The sequence below is a fragment of the Sulfidibacter corallicola genome (genome assembly GCF_017498545.1).
Lineage (GTDB): Bacteria > Acidobacteriota > Holophagae > Acanthopleuribacterales > Acanthopleuribacteraceae > Sulfidibacter > Sulfidibacter corallicola.
In genome coordinates, this window is the sequence record NZ_CP071793.1 from 2,194,945 (window position 1) to 2,211,172 (window position 16,228).

16 protein-coding genes are annotated in these 16,228 nt (G+C 51.5%); 14 read left to right on the plus strand and 2 right to left on the minus strand.

From position 1 onward, the window contains the following. Window positions 1-149: 149 nt before the first annotated feature. The 6 genes from J3U87_RS06435 to gpmI all read left to right on the plus strand — a co-directional run bounded on the left by J3U87_RS06435 (window position 150) and on the right by gpmI (window position 6,702). On the plus strand, window positions 150-401 hold the full coding sequence (locus J3U87_RS06435) for a type II toxin-antitoxin system Phd/YefM family antitoxin (protein ID WP_237382209.1): 252 nt from the start codon (window positions 150-152) through the stop codon (window positions 399-401). Then, the gene (locus tag J3U87_RS06440; RefSeq protein WP_420038286.1) at window positions 401-823 is read left to right on the plus strand and encodes a type II toxin-antitoxin system VapC family toxin; all 423 of its coding nucleotides are present in this window, start codon (window positions 401-403) and stop codon (window positions 821-823) included. The genes J3U87_RS06435 and J3U87_RS06440 overlap by 1 nt, the downstream gene beginning before the upstream one ends. Before the next feature lie 348 nt (window positions 824-1,171). Then, a complete protein-coding gene (locus J3U87_RS06445) occupies window positions 1,172-3,823 on the plus strand; it encodes a valine--tRNA ligase (RefSeq protein WP_237382211.1) in 2,652 nt (883 codons plus the stop codon). Continuing rightward, window positions 3,824-4,483: an RNA-binding domain-containing protein gene (locus tag J3U87_RS06450; protein ID WP_237382212.1), complete on the plus strand. Its 660-nt coding sequence runs from the start codon at window positions 3,824-3,826 to the stop codon at window positions 4,481-4,483. It abuts the gene before it with no gap. A 63-nt stretch (window positions 4,484-4,546) separates the two neighbouring features. Then, window positions 4,547-5,020 (plus strand): hypothetical protein, encoded by a 474-nt coding sequence (locus J3U87_RS06455; protein WP_237382213.1) that lies wholly within the window; start codon window positions 4,547-4,549, stop codon window positions 5,018-5,020. 56 nt (window positions 5,021-5,076) lie between these two features. After that, window positions 5,077-6,702: a 2,3-bisphosphoglycerate-independent phosphoglycerate mutase gene (gene gpmI, locus J3U87_RS06460; protein ID WP_237382214.1), complete on the plus strand. Its 1,626-nt coding sequence runs from the start codon at window positions 5,077-5,079 to the stop codon at window positions 6,700-6,702. Window positions 6,703-7,641: 939 nt separating this feature from the next. On the opposite strand, the gene J3U87_RS06465 is transcribed toward gpmI, so the two are convergent. Further along, window positions 7,642-7,965 (minus strand): hypothetical protein, encoded by a 324-nt coding sequence (locus J3U87_RS06465; RefSeq protein WP_237382215.1) that lies wholly within the window; start codon window positions 7,963-7,965, stop codon window positions 7,642-7,644. 103 nt (window positions 7,966-8,068) lie between these two features. Between J3U87_RS06465 and J3U87_RS06470 the strand changes: the two genes are divergently transcribed. The 5 genes from J3U87_RS06470 (at window position 8,069) to J3U87_RS06490 (ending at window position 13,024) form a co-directional block, all read left to right on the plus strand. Then, window positions 8,069-8,524, plus strand: coding sequence for a hypothetical protein (locus J3U87_RS06470; protein WP_237382216.1), 456 nt, complete (start codon window positions 8,069-8,071; stop codon window positions 8,522-8,524). An 88-nt stretch (window positions 8,525-8,612) separates the two neighbouring features. Beyond that, window positions 8,613-10,013 carry a type IV secretory system conjugative DNA transfer family protein gene (locus tag J3U87_RS06475; RefSeq protein WP_237382217.1) on the plus strand — a complete coding sequence of 467 codons (1,401 nt, stop codon included), beginning with the start codon at window positions 8,613-8,615 and terminating at the stop codon, window positions 10,011-10,013. Between the two features lie 15 nt (window positions 10,014-10,028). Then, on the plus strand, window positions 10,029-10,901 hold the full coding sequence (locus J3U87_RS06480) for a hypothetical protein (RefSeq protein ID WP_237382218.1): 873 nt from the start codon (window positions 10,029-10,031) through the stop codon (window positions 10,899-10,901). A 42-nt stretch (window positions 10,902-10,943) separates the two neighbouring features. Further along, window positions 10,944-11,828, plus strand: a complete 885-nt coding sequence (locus J3U87_RS06485; RefSeq protein WP_237382219.1) for a tyrosine-type recombinase/integrase — start codon at window positions 10,944-10,946, stop codon at window positions 11,826-11,828. A gap of 380 nt (window positions 11,829-12,208) precedes the next feature. Further along, on the plus strand, window positions 12,209-13,024 hold the full coding sequence (locus J3U87_RS06490; protein WP_237382220.1) for a tyrosine-type recombinase/integrase: 816 nt from the start codon (window positions 12,209-12,211) through the stop codon (window positions 13,022-13,024). A gap of 38 nt (window positions 13,025-13,062) precedes the next feature. On the opposite strand, the gene J3U87_RS06495 is transcribed toward J3U87_RS06490, so the two are convergent. Then, window positions 13,063-13,353, minus strand: a complete 291-nt coding sequence (locus J3U87_RS06495; protein ID WP_237382221.1) for a hypothetical protein — start codon at window positions 13,351-13,353, stop codon at window positions 13,063-13,065. A gap of 169 nt (window positions 13,354-13,522) precedes the next feature. Between J3U87_RS06495 and J3U87_RS06500 the strand changes: the two genes are divergently transcribed. The 3 genes from J3U87_RS06500 to J3U87_RS06510 all read left to right on the plus strand — a co-directional run bounded on the left by J3U87_RS06500 (window position 13,523) and on the right by J3U87_RS06510 (window position 15,797). Continuing rightward, window positions 13,523-14,467: a tyrosine-type recombinase/integrase gene (locus J3U87_RS06500; protein WP_237382222.1), complete on the plus strand. Its 945-nt coding sequence runs from the start codon at window positions 13,523-13,525 to the stop codon at window positions 14,465-14,467. Between the two features lie 108 nt (window positions 14,468-14,575). Beyond that, window positions 14,576-15,025, plus strand: coding sequence for a response regulator (locus J3U87_RS06505; protein ID WP_237382223.1), 450 nt, complete (start codon window positions 14,576-14,578; stop codon window positions 15,023-15,025). Between the two features lie 271 nt (window positions 15,026-15,296). Beyond that, window positions 15,297-15,797, plus strand: coding sequence for a hypothetical protein (locus J3U87_RS06510; RefSeq protein ID WP_237382224.1), 501 nt, complete (start codon window positions 15,297-15,299; stop codon window positions 15,795-15,797). Window positions 15,798-16,228: the final 431 nt, after the last annotated feature.

Below are 16,228 nucleotides of genomic sequence, written 5' to 3' on the forward strand. Positions count from 1 at the left end.
CGATTGGTGGGGAGTTCAGGGGACAGACACCACATTATAGAATGCATTCCCGAGGACTGCACCGACAGCGCCGGCGGGGACACTCAATTCGAGCTGTTTATTGCCGCCACAGAACAAAGTAGTAATGTAGTTACATAGCGAGGTGACCCATGACCATCACGACGGTCTCGAGCCGAACGTTCAATCAGCGCCCCAGTCAGGTAAAGGAAGCCGCAAACGGTGGGCCTGTCATCATCACGGATCATGGAAAACCATCCCACGTCCTGCTCTCCATCGAGGAATACCGAAACCTGACAGAATCGAACAAAACCATCGTGGATATGATTGCGATGGATGAAGATATCGATTTTTCTCCACCCCGTCTCTCTGATTCCCTCATCAAACCGGCGGATCTTTCATGATGTACATCTTGGATACCAACGTGGTGTCCGAATTGCGCAAAGCCAGAACTGGCAAGGCAGATCCTGCAGTAGTTGCCTGGGCGGAATCGGTCCCCCCATCATTGCAGTACCTTTCGGTGATCACCATTCTAGAATTGGAAATGGGGATCGCCCAAATTGAACGCCGCGACCACTCGCAAGGACTGATCTTGAAGAAATGGTTGAAAACCCAAATCCTAACGGCATTCCAAAAACGCATTCTTCATATCGACCTGTTGATAGCCCGAAGATGCGGTCGGTTACCCGTACCCGATCCACGCTCGGATCGAGATGCACTGATCGCGGCCACCGCCCTAGTCCACGGCATGACAGTTGTCACGCGAAACATCGACGACTTCTCACCTACGGGGGTCCCGGTATTGAACCCTTGGGAAAGCAAATAACACTTTCCAGCGACCTGTCTTGTATTTAAGAAATGACAATCAGGCTGAGTTCGGGCGGCGCTGGCCTCTTGGGGAAACAAATATTTTCTACAGGAAACGATATTTTGGTTTGGAAATGTCAATGTCTTCAAACCGGAGCTAAGCGCTCATTCATCAGGGGTTTGCCCCTCGCCTAGGTCGTTTCGGCAAACTTTTCGCCATCCGGGGCACCCACGCGACGCGGTTCTGGGTATAATTGGCCCATTTTCTACGGGACCGGGTGCCCGCGATCAGCGGTTCGCCCCCATTCAGGTCCCCATCCATCCGCCCCTCCCCACGGCGGCGGAAGCCACGGTTCAAGGAGAACACATGCTCGAAAAGCACTACGACCATCAGGCAATCGAATCGCGTTGGTACCCGGCATGGGAAGAAAACAAGCTGTTCAGCAGCAAAGTCGATCCCACCAAGAAGCCCTTTACCGTCGTCATTCCGCCGCCGAACGTCACGGGCATGCTGCACATGGGTCACGTCCTCAACAACACGATCCAAGATATCCTGATCCGTTACAAGAAGATGAACGGGTTCAACACCTGCTGGGTGCCAGGCATGGATCACGCCGGAATCGCCACCCAAACGATGGTGGAAAAGAACATGCGCAAACAGGGGATCGACCCGGACAGCCTCACGCGCGAAGAATTTTTGGAAAAAGTATGGAATTGGAAGCACGATTTCGGCGGCCTGATCATTCGCCAGCTCCGCAGACTGGGCAGCAGTTGCGACTGGGACCGCGAGCGCTTCACGATGGACGAGGGCCTGTCGAACGCGGTCCTGACCATGTTCAAACACCTCTACGACAAGGGCTGGATCTACCGCGGCAAGTACATCGTGAACTGGTGCCCCGCCCTGCAGACGGCACTTTCCGACGACGAGGTGGAGCGCTCCGAAGAGGACAGCTCGCTGTGGCACTTCAAGTACCCGCTGGTGGAAGGTGACGGCCATCTGGTAGTCGCGACCACCCGTCCCGAAACCATGCTCGGCGACACCGGGGTTGCCGTCCATCCCGACGACGAACGCTACAAGCACCTGATCGGCAAGAAGTTGCTGCTGCCGATCGTCAATCGCGAAATCCCCATCATCGCCCACACCCACGTGGACCCCGCGTTCGGTACCGGCTGCGTGAAGGTGACGCCCTCCCACAGCAAGGAAGACTTCGAGATGGCGATGGACACCAACCTCGAGTTCCTGACGGTGATGGACAAGCGCGCCATCATGAACGAAAACGCGCCCGAGGCCTTTCGCGGCATGGACCGTTTCAAGGCCCGCAAAGCGGTAGTCGCCAAGATGGAAGAGCTGGGCTTCTTGCTCAAGACTGAACCCCACAAGGTCGCCGTGGGCCGTTGCTACCGCACCAAAGACGTGGTCGAGCCCTACCTGAGCGAGCAGTGGTTCATCAAGATGGAGCACATGGCCAAGCGCGCGTTGGACGTGGTGCTCGACGGCAAGATCAAGCTGCATCCGGAACGCTGGGTCAACGTGTACCGCCACTGGCTGGAAAACATCCGGGACTGGTGCATCTCGCGCCAGTTGAAGTGGGGACATCGCATCCCGGTCTGGTATTGCGGCGACTGCGGCGCCCAGACCTGCTCGGTCGAACTGGCCGAGGCCTGCGGCACCTGCGGCTCCAAGAACATCGAACAGGATCCCGACGTGATGGACACCTGGGCCAGCTCCTGGCTCTGGCCCTTCTCGGTCTTCGGCTGGCCCGAGAAATCCGAGGACCTGGCCTACTACTACCCCACCTCCACGCTGGTGACCGCGGCCGACATCATCTTCTTCTGGGTCGCCCGCATGGTCATGTCCGGGCTGGAAGCGTTGGACGAGATCCCCTTCGACCAGGTCTACTTCAACGGCATCGTGCGCGATCTCCAGGGCCGCAAGATGTCCAAAACGCTGGGCAATTCGCCCAACCCGCTGGACGTCATCGACAAGTACGGCGCCGACGCCCTGCGCTTCTCGGTGGTCTACAACACGCCCTACGGCGAAGACACGCGTTTCGCCGAAGCGTCCTGCGATTTGGGCCGCGGCTTCTGCACCAAGATCTGGAACGCCAACCGCTTCCTGCAAATGACCTTCGAGGGCGTGACCCCCGACGACAACTGGCGCGAGGCCGAGGGCGACATCGTCGCACGCTGGATTCTCAGCCGCCTGCACAGCACGATCGACGGTATTACCGAAGAGCTGGAGAACTTCCGCCTGGCCAATGCCGCCAGCCGCATCTACAACTTCTTCTGGAGCGAGCTGTGCGATTGGTACGTGGAATTCCTCAAACCCCTGCAACGGGAAGCCGATGAAGCCGGTCGTGCGGTCATGCTCGGCCGGACCCAGGCCGTGATCGACACCTGCCTGCGCATGCTGCATCCGTTCATGCCGTTCGTGACCGAGGAGCTGTGGCACCACCTGGACGATCGCCACGAGGGCCGCTACCTGGTGCAACAGGACTGGCCGAAACTGAATCGCGACCTGATCGACACCGAAATCGAAGACGCCATGAGCGCCATCCAGGCCCTGATCAGCGGCACGCGGGCGGTGCGCAAGTCCTACAACCTGCCCAACAACGCCCACTTCCACCTCTATCTATATGCCGCGCCTTCGCAAATCCGCTACATCGAGGAGATGAAACCGATTTTGCTGAAGCTCGCCGGACTGGAAGATTACACCGTTCTCGAAGAAAACGCCGCGCCGCAAGGCTGCACCGCCATCAACGTCAAGGGCATGAGCGCCTATCTCGATCTGCGCGGCCACTTGGACATCGAAGCCGAATTAGGTAAAATCGACGCCAAGATCGCCAAGATCAACAAGGAAATGAAGCCTCTGGAGGGACGCCTCAAGAACAAAGGCTTCGTGGACAAGGCGCCCGCCGAGGTCGTGGACAAAGCGCGCGCCGATCTGGAAGAACTCAAGCGGCAAGTCGACACACTATCGCAGACGCGGGAGGATTTGCAGAAATTGGGACAAGCATAAATGGGTCATAAGCAATGGCATAAGATGATTCGCTCCGGCGAGAACATCCAGGTGGAGTTCAAACGCCAGATTCCCAAGTTGGACCGTCTGGCCAAGTCCATTTCGGCATTCTCCAATTCCGCGGGAGGCACGCTGTTCTTCGGTGTCAACGACGACGGCGGCTTCCACGGATTGGAACACGTGGAGGGAACCGAGGAATTGGTGACCCAGGTGGCGCAATTCAATTGCAACCCACCCGTGGAAACCAAGACCCATTTTTGGGAACCACTGCGCAACATCCACATCCTGGTGGTCGAGGTCCCGGAGGCGGAGGAGAAGCCGGTCTACGCCATCAATCCCAACGATCCCAAGGACGCCTGGCCGTTTTTCCGTTCGGACAAGGAGAATCTGCCGCTCGACCGCAAAAGCCTGAAGACCATGTGCCGCACCACCTCGGTCCCGCTCGAAGAAGATCTCAAGAATCTGGACAAGCACGCCCATTTGATCCTCACCCGACTCAAGGAACACCCCCGCCAGACCGCGGCCCAGCTCGCCAAGGGCTGCAACATCGGGGTTCACCGCGCCAAAAAAATCATCGTCAAACTGGAACAGAACGGCTGGATTCACAGCTTCTTCAACGAAAAACGCAGAGAGTATTCGTTGGCCATTCCCTGGAAATGAGGCCAAACCCCAAGACCTCCATCCGAATCGGTTCACGCTGACGGGACCTCACAGGAGCGCACCATGAGCGGTCTCTCCGAGTTCTTCCAAGCCCGCCAAAAACAATCGTTGCTCGTCCTCATGCTGCTTTTGGCAGGGATCGCCTGGGTCTCGTCGCGCACCGATCCCCTGTCGCCCGAGGGCCAAATCGAGAAGGCCATCACCGAAATGGTGGAAGGCGCCGAAAAGAAATCGGTTTCTCCCTTCAAGGAACACCTCAGCGAGGACATTCGCGACGATTCCGGACGTGGCAAGAAGGATATGCTGAATATCCTGCGCGGTATCTATCTGCGCCACCAAAAGATCCACTTACAGATTCTCTCGTTGGATTTCGCTGGAAGCACCAATCCCCACATCATGAACGTGCAGTTGGAACTCTTGATGAGCGAAACCAACTTGCCGACCGATCGCGGCCGGTTCAGTCTCACCTTCCGCGACGAGAACGGCACCTGGCGTTTGACCGAGGCAGTCTGGAACGACGGCTACGGCTATGAATGAGGGCCGCGTCCTCGACCCGGACGCGGATCCCGACGGAACATTCCAGAGGAGATATCATGAAGCAGCAGATCCCCGGTCCCCTGGTCACCATCGTCTTGGATGGCGTGGGTGAAATCGACCGCACCGAGGGGAACGCGGTCAAACTGGCACACGCCCCGCTGTACAACCACCTTCGCGCGAGTTCGCGCTTCACGACCCTGTTGGCGCACGGCAAGGCGGTCGGCCTGCCCAGCGACGCCGACATGGGCAATTCGGAAGTGGGCCACAACGCGCTGGGTTCCGGCCAGATCTACGATCAGGGCGCCAAGCTGGTCAACGACGCCATCGAATCGGGCGCCATGTTCGCCGGCTCGGTGTGGCGCCAGTTGGTGGATCGCGTGTTGCGCAACGACGCGACCCTGCACTTTTTCGGCCTGCTCTCCGACGGCAACGTGCACAGCCACATCGACCACCTGATCGCGATGCTGCGCCGGGCGGCCTCCGAAGGCGTGACCAAGGCCCGCGTCCACGCGCTGCTGGATGGCCGCGACGTGGGCGGCACCACGGCCCAGATCTACCTGAAACAGATGGAAGAGGTCCTGGCCGTGCTGAGCGAGCAGGGTCGCGATTTCCGCATCGCCAGCGGTGGTGGCCGCATGACCATCACCATGGATCGCTACGAGGCCGACTGGGCCATGGTCGAGCGGGGCTGGAACCACCACGTCCACGGCAAGGGCCGAACCTTTCCCAGTGCACTCGAGGCCCTGGAAACGCTGCGCGAGGAAACGCCGGGCATCATCGATCAGAATCTCCCAGGATTCGTGATCGCCGACGAGCAGGGCCCGGTGGGTCCCATGCGCGACGGCGACTGCGTCATCTGCTTCAATTTCCGCGGCGACCGCGCCATCGAGATGTCGCGGGCCTTCGACGAGGGCGACTCCTTCACGTACTTCGATCGCGGCACCAAACCCGACGTGCTGTATGCCGGCATGATGCAGTACGACGGCGACCTGCCCAGCCCCGACCACTACCTGGTCGGCCCGCCCAACATCACCGACACCCTGACCGAATTCCTGGTTCCGGAGAAGGTGCAGATGTTCGCCATCTCCGAAACCCAGAAATACGGCCATGTGACCTACTTCTGGAACGGCAACCGCTCCGGCAAGGTGGACGAACGCTACGAAACCTACATGGAGATTCCCAGCGACCGGGTGAGCTTCGACCAGCGCCCCTGGATGAAGGCCGCGGAGATCACGGATGCGCTGATCTCGGCCCTGGCCTCCGGCACCTATCGCTACCTGCGCGTCAACTACGCCAACGGCGACATGGTGGGCCACACCGGCAACCTGGACGCGGCCATCACGGCCATGGCCTGCCTGGACATCCAGCTCCAGCGGTTGCTGGCCGCAATCAAGAAAGCCAACGGCGTGGCATTGATTACCGCCGATCACGGCAACTGCGACGAAATGTTCGAGCTGGACAAGAAAACGGGCCAGCCGAAGCGCGAAACGGACGGCAGCATCAAACCCAAGACGTCGCACACGTTGAACCGGGTACCGTTCATCGTCTACGATCCCCACGGGCACGTGAAGGGCGGGCTGAAGGACGATCCGTCGTTCGGGATCGCCAACATCGCCGCCACGACGGTCGAGTTGCTGGGTTTCGAGGCCCCGAAACGGTGGTGCCCCTCGCTGTTGGTTTGATCGGCGAAGGTCCAGCCGAATCCATTCAGGATGTCCCCATTGGCGGCCCATCCTGGGGGATTGGGCACGAACGGTGAACCATCGAACATTCGGTTGACCGCGATGATGCCCACCCCAACATACCGCAACGTTGGGATGGGCACGCCCCGGCTCGCGCTGAAGGTGCGAGCGGACGTCACTTTGGACCACCACTTATTTAAAACGCGCGCCTTGGCGCGCCACCAGCAGGGACCCTGAAAGGGTCATACATTACAGCGAAGGGTAAGGAGTCGGAACGACCCCGCAACCCTGGTTGATCGGGGTTCCCGAACTCCAGCCCTGTAGGGGCGGCTCCGCGAAGGCTCCTCCGACATGACAGATCCTCCGCGATCGGCTCCGCGTACATGACGGGAACTCCGCGAGGGTCCGCATAGTTCCGCCCCGTTGGGGCTTTCTAAAATCCTCTTAAATCACTTAAAACACACCATTTATATTGTTAAGAATTGTGGTTTCCGACTGCGTGCCGACATCTCTTCTCTTTACTAAATATTTACACAAGACGAGTGGCATTTTACATTTGCGGGGGGGGGAATCCTTCATGAAGAAGAATTCCCCCCGCAAATTTAGGAGATATTCTTCACTTGGGGATTTTTCCAAGTTGCGATGTATGGACTGCGCAAGGGGTTTTTGCAAAATGGGTTCGAGCTGCGCATGTTGGGGAGTCCGGGCTTGGATGTCGGAGGGGGTTTGGATACATCCGTCCGGTGTTTTCAGCGTATCAAGAGTATTGAAGGCAATACATGCTGCGTGTGAAATATCATGCGTGTCTTCATGTCAATCGTCATGTCTTCCGGCTTGACGACTGACACCTATGTACTCCTCAAATGGCTTCGTCTTGCCAAAAGACCTTGGTTTTTTTATGAACATTCCTGGTACTTCCGTACAACTCACTTCCTCCGGCTACGTATTTATTGGAGTATTTTTGTTCTTCAATAGGCCCGCTATCAGTTTCATGTCTTCCGGTTCCAGGTAAATATACGAGCCTCTTGGCGTTTGATTTTGCTTCGAGCTGCTTTCGCTGCCTTCCAAAAGCGCCAATGGGTTTACCCCCAAATACTCTGCGATGTTCTGTAGTCGCTTCCATTGCTTGGCGAATTGTGAGCGAAACTCTCGCACTTTGAGCCATTTGTATTTGTCTGAGGCTGCTCCGGAAGCTCCCAATGCTGCGGCAATGCCCAAAATACTCTTTCCGGAGTTTCTTTTGGTGTGGGCATGAAAATTCACCTTGAGCACATCTTGTAGGTCCATATAAAAATAAAATTAAACTTTGGAAAAAGACACATCTTGGTAATTATCTCACATGTAGCGCTGGTGACTCAATACTATTTTGCTATACATCCATAGTATTAATATTGACAAAAATGAAAAACAAGAGTATAATGCACTCTCTTGTTTTTATAATTTCGATGTGTGTATCACTTTTTTCTTGCGCCCTGCAAATGGTTCTTTCTGTGCTCATATTGGTGATGTTCGTCAAAGAATCTTGTACGCCTTCGGCGGTTCCGCCTCCGCTTCTTTGGGGAATTGTGGTGCTGTGTGCGTTGGCAGTGTGGGCCTAAATTATTTTTGTTTTGTTCTTTTTTCTCTTTGTATGTCTGCAAACGTCAAACATCCGGCTATTGTGACTCTGGTGCAACTTCGGCTGCAATTGCGGCACATTTCTTCGCAGTGGTGGTGGGATGAAGTATTGCTGCAAAAATTACGGAAGAGTGATGCTTTGATATCTGTTTCATTGCAGGAAGTTCGGAAGCTCGTCAAAGCACAACAAGAATTTCAGGAATAAATTCTTTTTTACTTTCTCTGTGTCTGTGGATTCTTTTCATTTGGGCTATAGTAAGTATCTTCCGTTGCCTCGGAGTTGGAAACGCTGTTTGTACCACTGGCGATTACGCCGCTTTTTTCCTCTTCCGGCTCGTGAGCGGCATATGTATCTGGTTGGAAAGTCCGGGTGTGGGAAGACCACATTACTGCAATCTTTGGCACTTATTACCAAGCTCAATGCCAAGTGGTACGAGTGGCGTAAATTGGGATTTCCAAATCGAAATCAGACTTTGGTTGTGTTTGACCCGCACGGGGATTTTGCGGAAGAGTTGGCCCACCATGCCATGTTTGCTGCTGATTTCGGGGCGTTTCCCAAAAGTCCCAATCTGATCTATGTTGACCCGCTCCTCGGTTCGGCTCAGGGCAAGTTTCCGGTACTGAATCCTCTGGAAATATCGGTCAAAAATCCGTCTGCCGATGTGGTGAACTTACGAGCGGAAGTGCTCACGGCTACTCTTAATTCGTTATTTACTCATCATTCCCTCAGTGCCACCATGCAGACTATTTTTCTGCCTTGCTTGCACGTTCTTTTGCGTCGGAAAGGCAGCACGTTATTTGATCTCTTGCGATTTATGAACAGCGCGACCAGTCAGGATTTATGGGAGCAAGGCTGCAAATTGCCGCTTCCCGCCCATCGGCATTTTTTTCAAGTGGCCTTTCGGAATCGTCGTTTCTTTCCGACAAAAGCGGCTATTGCCAATCGGCTTCAACATTTGCTGAATCATCCGGTGTGTGCCCAAGTGCTTGCTTCGGGGAAAAGTACCTTCGATTGGTCGCAAGCTCTGAATTCCGGCAAGACCATTGTGGTGAATGTTGCTCTGGGCCGTTTGGGAGCATTCACTACCGCTTTGTTTCTGAAGTTTTTTACGGCGCTCACTTTGGCGACTGCATTGGAAAGAGTGCAGCGGCCTCAGCAGTTTCGTTGTCCTATTTGGCTGTTTATTGATGAAATGCGCTATGCCGTCTGTCCTCAAATGGAAGCCATTCTCACGGACGCTCGGAAATTTGGTTTGCATTTGGTGCTGGCGTGTCAGGCCTATGGCCAAGGAGTTTCTCCGGTGATGAATTCTCTGATTCTGGGGAATACGGGTATTCATGTCTCCGGTTCATGTGGAGCCGCTTCTCAACAAGCAATGTCTCGGGAAATGGACGTGAAAAAAGGAGAGTTTGCCCATTTAAGAACAGGGAAGTTTCTTCTGAAAAGAGACGGCTTGCCTTCCCAAAAAATCTGTTTGAGCGCGCTTGATGTGGTTCCCCGCCGCACCAAAAAGCATGTGTTCAAAAGGGATTTAGGCCAATTGTCCCCACGAGAACGGCGCAGGGCAAATCTGATGACTCTGAGGCAGTGGGAAAAGTTGTGCCAATTTCAAATAGCTCGGTATTACCGCTTAATTTCACTCCCAAGGGGTTCTCAGACTCGTATAGGAAGCAGTCCGTTTTCTCGGCAGTAATTTTTTCTCTTCTGTATGATTGTGATTTCACCAATTGAACGCCGCTTGCTCTTGGCCTTGGCCGCTTTTCGTTTGCTGACGCACAGCCAAATGTATCGGCTGCAAATTGCTCATTCCAGTTATCTTCGCACGCTGACGCATAAACTCTGCTCGTTTCCGAATCCTGCATATCCGCTGGTCGGCAGGCTCAAAAAAAATCGTTTCGGATGTATGGAGCACATGTTTTTTCTTACCGGAGCCGGAGCGTTGTTTTTGGGAATTGTCCCTGACAAAAAATTGTGGCCTTGCCCTCCGCGACATCGAGAATCGGCCTATGATGATTATTGGCACCGTAAGTATTGTGTGGATTTTCATATTGCGCTGGTACTGGCCTTGCGCCAGTCTGACCTGGCAGAATTGGAACACATCGACCGTTACTATCTGAGCCAGGCTGGCAGCAAAAACGCTGCACATCATTCGGTTTGCGCCCAATCACGGATTGTTTTCCCTGAAGGTCAACAGTTCTTTGTCCCGGATATGAACTTTCTGCTCCAGGGCAAAACAAATTCCTCGATACGGGCACTCTATACCTTGGAAATGATCAATGGCCGTAATACCAAACGAGTATTACAGCAAGTATTCCGTCATACCGAGGCACATGAACAAGGGGCCTTTTCTGCACGGTATGGAATGCAGGTTTCGGCAGTGTTACTCCTGTTTTCCTCAGATCAAGCCTTGGAGGCAGTGCGGCGGCGATTTTTTGAAATTCGCCCGGACGCAAATCGCTTTGCCGCCTTGTTCTATTTTGGCACGGTTGCCAGAATCAATAGGAGCGTGCTTGCTTGCTGGAAAATGGCCGGAAAGGACGCGAAGCAGTATTTTCATTTTGTGACGGGAAAGGCGGTGTAAGAGATTGTTGAATACTCATTTTTGGAAATTTCTTGTGTTGGTATGAACCTGTGGGAACTTCATCGACGCTTTCGGCAATTCGGAGCCATTGAAAAGGGCTGGAGCGGAGCCACCCTCAAAGGGCAAAAGGCCGCTCTGAGCTGTTTTATTCACCGGACAAACATTACCCAACTGCACGAACTCAAAGAGGATACTCTTCGCAATTGGTTTTATGAAGGACGAGAACGATACCAATGGAGTGCCAGCAATTACGGGAATTATTGGCTGTATTTCAAACAATTCTTTGATTGGTGCCTTGATCGTGGATTTTGCAATGAAAATCCCGTACTCGCTATTTCCAAACCGAAAAGAGCAAAATCGCTGCCCCGGAGAATCACCAGCGGCCAAGCTGAAAAGCTCTTATACACTTCGTATTCCATGCCGTGGAGTGCTCATTTTTACCGTCTTCGGAATCATGCCATTATCGCCACTTTTCTGTACAGCGGATTACGCGCAAGTGAACTGCTGAATTTGAAATGTGCTCATGTCAGTCTGGCCGAACGAGAGATATTTGTGGAAAAAGGAAAGGGAGATAAAGATCGTATCGTATTTATTGGCGAAAAATTAAAGATTGCTCTGAAGCCATACCTGGAAGAAGTACACCGGCAAGGTATTGCTTCTCTCTATTTTTTCAGCTCCCTTCGTGGAAACCGTCTGACCTATAAAAACCTCTGGTTGGTGATTCGATCAATCGGCAAAGCGGCAAAAGCTCCGGCTACGTGCCACCAATTCCGACATACCTTTGCGAGCATGTGTATTGAAAACGGATATAATCCTTATGAACTTCAGCTTATAATGGGGCATGAATCATTTCAAACAACGGAAAGGTACCTCAGCCTCACACCGGAAAAAGCAAAAGAAAACTTCCTAAAAATGCCGTCATTTTGATTTGATTTTTTTGCGAATTTCTTGTACCGTTCTGTTGAGCCGAATGGTCGCTCAAGTCTTCTTGGTTTTTCAAAAGTGTTCCGAGAACTTGGCTTCACAAAGCGATGTAGGAGAATGTTTTCGTACTAGGGCCGTCTGTTAACCGACAGGTCACTGGTTCGAATCCAGTCCGGGGAGCCAAAACTGCTTCGTGAAGCCAATAAATTGAAATCTGAGAGAGGGCCAGCGACCATTCGGCAACGCCGATTGGTCGTTTGCTCTTTTGTATTTTCCCTATGGATACGAGACTGAATACATTATTTGAACAATTTTGTTCCGAAAAACTGGTGATCAGAAATTGCACTCCGGCTACTATTGATTGGTATAAAAGGTCGGTAGGTATGTTTTTTAAGAGAATGCCTCATGTAACTACGCTCAGTGATTACAACAGCGACAATATTCGAGCGTTTTTGTATGAAGGCCGTATCAAGTACAAGTGGAAGACGGTAACATTTAAAAGCTATTTTGGGGCACTGCGAGGCTTTGCTTCGTGGTGTGTAAAGCGAAAGCTGTTGCCGGAGAATCCGCTACTGGATATCGAAAGGCCAAAAATGGAGAAGACGATACCAAAGTCGCTCAAAAAAGATCAAGCAGAGGCGTTGCTTGATCATGTCTTTCACAAGAAAACCATATATCGGTTTGAAAGGTATCGAAACCGGGCGTTGTTTGGACTTATGATCTTTGCAGGATTGCGTGTTGCGGAGGTTTTGGCCTTGAAAATACATGATGTGGATTTTCAGGAAAATTCTATTTTCGTTCGCTTGGGAAAAGGCTTAAAAGACCGAACCGTACCATTGCTGAGTCGATTAAAGGTATATCTCCATGAATATATGAAGGAGCGGGAACGTATCCAACGAACAACGCCGTTTTTTATTACTTCTGTGAATGGAGATCGCCCGTTTACTGCGAATGGGGTAAAGAAGGTGGTAGAGTGGCTTCGTCATAAATCGAAAATCTATTTTACTTGTCATGGATTGCGCCACACTTTCGCTACGCAAATGCTCCGAGGAGGCTGTAACATCTATGCCTTATCAAAATTTTTAGGGCATTCGGATATCAGAACCACAACTATTTATCTTTCGGCTTCTGCGGATTATTTACAAAAGGAGATTGTCAAACATCCCATGAACTTCAATGGGACCCATGTATACTCATAGTGATGTTCTGGTAGACATGTTTGACGCTTCAATTCGATTTACTCATGCAACGCCGCTTTCCACCTCCAACCAAACCAACCCGGCGTGGGAGCTTGCCCCTTGAGAGTGACGATACCGTCCCCTTCATCGGGGAAATGGTGATTGTTGGAAAACCTTCCCAGAGCTATGCGAATGCGTTGATAGGTGCGTTTGGCTTCTTTTGTATTGGCCGTTTGGCAAGGGTCGATTTTGAGAGCAATCATGGCAATGGTAGCCGGAGTGTAGAGTTCGTCCTCATTTAATGAATGCAGGATGCGCCCGTATTTCATCGGTCTTCCACTGATTCCCATGTTCGTTCCTCGTGACGAGAGAAACTTTGACTTTGATCAAAGCTTCGATTCTCGCTAGGCTGTGTCATGTCAACGAGTTACGAATTTAATTGGCGATATTATTCGATATCACAACAGAACATCGGCCTTATGGAAATTCTTAAAAAAGTGGTGGAGGAAGCTTGTAGCAATGGTTGACGGAGAATCGCTTCAATCTCTCTGCGACAAGTTTGTCCAGTTGCAGAAGTCAGAGCGCACCAAGCGCGCTTACCGTTGCGATCTGCGGCAATTCCTCGAACATCTTCAACTCACCAAGAAGGGATATCGTTCGGTCACGAGGCGCAAACGGTCAGACTTGGTAGCTGACCTGTCAGAATTTGTGGAATCCTTTGGCAAATACGACATCCACTCTCAGCACCTCACCAATGGAACCACGCTTAACCGCAAACGCTTCACCCTGGTCAAATTCTTTGACTACCTCATTGATATTAAAGATTTTCCCTTTAATCCAGCCCGCAAATTGCCCGTATATCCGGCACGAGAATTCAGCAATACGCCGACACTCAGCAAAGAACAAATCACCAAGCTGATTGCCCAAATGAGTGCAGATCGAACCAAAAGCAAAGCGCATTTTCGGAACTATTTGCTGATAAGTACCTTGTTTCACTTTGCCTTGAGAAGGCATGAATTGGTCAACTTGAAGTGGTCACAAGTCCTTGAACATCCTATTCCGCATTGGCAGGTACGACAAAAGCGCAATCGCATCAAATATTTACCGTTGTTCTCCAAATTCCAAAATCGTTTGGATGAGTTTGTGACATTGCACGGTAAGCCCAGCGACTACATCTTCACACCACTGAAAAACAATCGAACCAAGGATTTGGAAAAACCGCTTTCGACGAATGCGGTACTGCTCATTGTTCAAAAGGTAGCAATGTCTTACCTCAACGGAAAACATGTGCATCCCCATAGCTTTCGCGCTACCTTTATTTGTCTGGCTCGTGATGCCGGAATTCCCAGCAAGACGATCATGAATACAACCGGACAAAAGAACGTCCAAACCCTGGATTATTACGATATTCGCTCACACCTCGAAATCAACGCTGTACATCATATGGCCAATATATTTGTGTGATGGTGAGTTCTAATCTGGCTTCATCTGTGCTACTTTGTATTCACGAATTCGAGTTGCATTTATTGGTGATATCGAATAATATCACAATAGATTTTTTCTTGTTTTTTTATGTCTTCCCAAAAACCACGCGCTTTGCTGGCGGAAGATCATCCGATTTTGCGAGATCTCTACAAAGCATGTCTGGAAGCCTTGGGCTTCCGATGTACCCAAGCAGCACACGGAGCCGCAGCCTGGCAACAGTTTCAACAGTCCCGCTTTGATCTGCTGGTGACCGATCACCACATGCCCGAGATGAGTGGCTTAGAGTTGATTCAAAATATTCGCGCATATGAACGCACACATGCCAGACCGAGAATGCCAATTGTGGCGATGACGGCAGGGCATGGGAAACTTTTGCAACACCTCAAGGACGCAGGCGCGGATGAGGTGTTGACGAAGTTGTGTGTGCCGAGTCACATCAAACAGTTGCTAATTCGGCGGGGATTGATTCCTGCTGGGAATCGTCATTGTCTTCGGGAGGGTATACAACTACATCAAATCACACATTTAAAAAAGTAAACAACAAAGTCTTGCCCTATAGAATGGGACATCATGAGTTCCACTACCGGGTTGAAAGAACTCCTGCAACTGGAACAGTGTATTTTTCTTGGAAGCGCAGGAGTGATTCCCGATGGATTGTTTTCCATGCTGATGGCTTCTCTACTTCCACAAAAAAGATTATTTTGTATGCAGGACATAACGACATCGAATTTCGGATTGAAGTTGAAGCGTACAACGATAACATTTTTCATTTCCGAAAATGCACTGACTGATTGTTCGTGAAATCATCTTGACGAAAAAGGCCCTGTCTCTATATCTTGGCAGGGTCTTTTTTTATTGTATGAAAACCTCAAAGAAAACACTGCTTTTATTCAGCATTATTGCCATTACTATTGGGACGCTCGCTTTTTTTGGGCAAAGATTCTTTGCTTTTCATTACCTTTCTGATGTTCATAGCATGGCCACCGGAGAAAGACTCCGTTGTCATGACTGGGCACTTCTTCAGTTTGAACACCCCGATTCTGAAAATATCCCGTTTCTTCCCTATAGAATGGGACATCATGAGTTTCATTTTCGAGTAAGCGATGTCACTAACGCCACAAGAGATGGTCGAATAACCTTCTTTTCAAAACGACAAAAAGATTCTATTTGGAATCAATTTCACACAGCCGGACTCTCAAAAATCCCACAAAGAGTAGAGTTGTTTTCCGGTCACCATGACATGGAATACAAGATTAATATCGACTCTTCGGAGCCTATGAATTTATATTTTCGCACCTGTACTGATTAGAGCACTTTTCTCTCACTAAGAAGTACGGCAGTTAAATTCCCGAGGTGGTACATTTTCTGCGAATTATAAAAGTCCACATACTACGTGAAAGAAATACCCGCGCTGCAACTGCTTTAACCTGGTTATTCGCGCCACTTTCGCCACTTTGCTTTCAGAGATCGAACCTCGTAAATCCTCCGCACTCAGATCCAATTTTCGGCTTGTGTTGATTACAGTTTTCTCTTCGCGCCCTGTTTGCCTTAAAAATTCAGCCTTGATACGCAAGATGTAATCGCAAACTATACTGCCCCGGACAACGCCATCCTTCCCCCTCCTTTTGCACAATGCTGCGTTGTGCTCTTTGCTGCGCGTCGGCACAACCAGGACATTGTGCAAAGTTTCGGTTCCTGGCCTTCCTCCTGCCCCGAAACCCGTCAGGGGAAGGATTGGCT

What these genes read in the sequence shown, in the direction of transcription:
- J3U87_RS06455 (WP_237382213.1), top strand. Translation starts at nt 4,547, where the DNA reads ATGAGCGGTCTCTCCGAGTTCTTCCAAGCCCGCCAAAAACAATCGTTG.
- J3U87_RS06485 (WP_237382219.1), top strand. Translation starts at nt 10,944, where the DNA reads ATGAACCTGTGGGAACTTCATCGACGCTTTCGGCAATTCGGAGCCATT.
- J3U87_RS06450 (WP_237382212.1), top strand. Translation starts at nt 3,824, where the DNA reads ATGGGTCATAAGCAATGGCATAAGATGATTCGCTCCGGCGAGAACATC.
- J3U87_RS06490 (WP_237382220.1), top strand. Translation starts at nt 12,209, where the DNA reads ATGTTTTTTAAGAGAATGCCTCATGTAACTACGCTCAGTGATTACAAC.
- J3U87_RS06500 (WP_237382222.1), top strand. Translation starts at nt 13,523, where the DNA reads ATGGTTGACGGAGAATCGCTTCAATCTCTCTGCGACAAGTTTGTCCAG.
- gpmI (WP_237382214.1), top strand. Translation starts at nt 5,077, where the DNA reads ATGAAGCAGCAGATCCCCGGTCCCCTGGTCACCATCGTCTTGGATGGC.
- J3U87_RS06440 (WP_420038286.1), top strand. Translation starts at nt 401, where the DNA reads ATGTACATCTTGGATACCAACGTGGTGTCCGAATTGCGCAAAGCCAGA.
- J3U87_RS06435 (WP_237382209.1), top strand. Translation starts at nt 150, where the DNA reads ATGACCATCACGACGGTCTCGAGCCGAACGTTCAATCAGCGCCCCAGT.
- J3U87_RS06480 (WP_237382218.1), top strand. Translation starts at nt 10,029, where the DNA reads ATGATTGTGATTTCACCAATTGAACGCCGCTTGCTCTTGGCCTTGGCC.
- J3U87_RS06495 (WP_237382221.1), bottom strand. Translation starts at nt 13,353, where the DNA reads ATGGGAATCAGTGGAAGACCGATGAAATACGGGCGCATCCTGCATTCA.
- J3U87_RS06445 (WP_237382211.1), top strand. Translation starts at nt 1,172, where the DNA reads ATGCTCGAAAAGCACTACGACCATCAGGCAATCGAATCGCGTTGGTAC.
- J3U87_RS06505 (WP_237382223.1), top strand. Translation starts at nt 14,576, where the DNA reads ATGTCTTCCCAAAAACCACGCGCTTTGCTGGCGGAAGATCATCCGATT.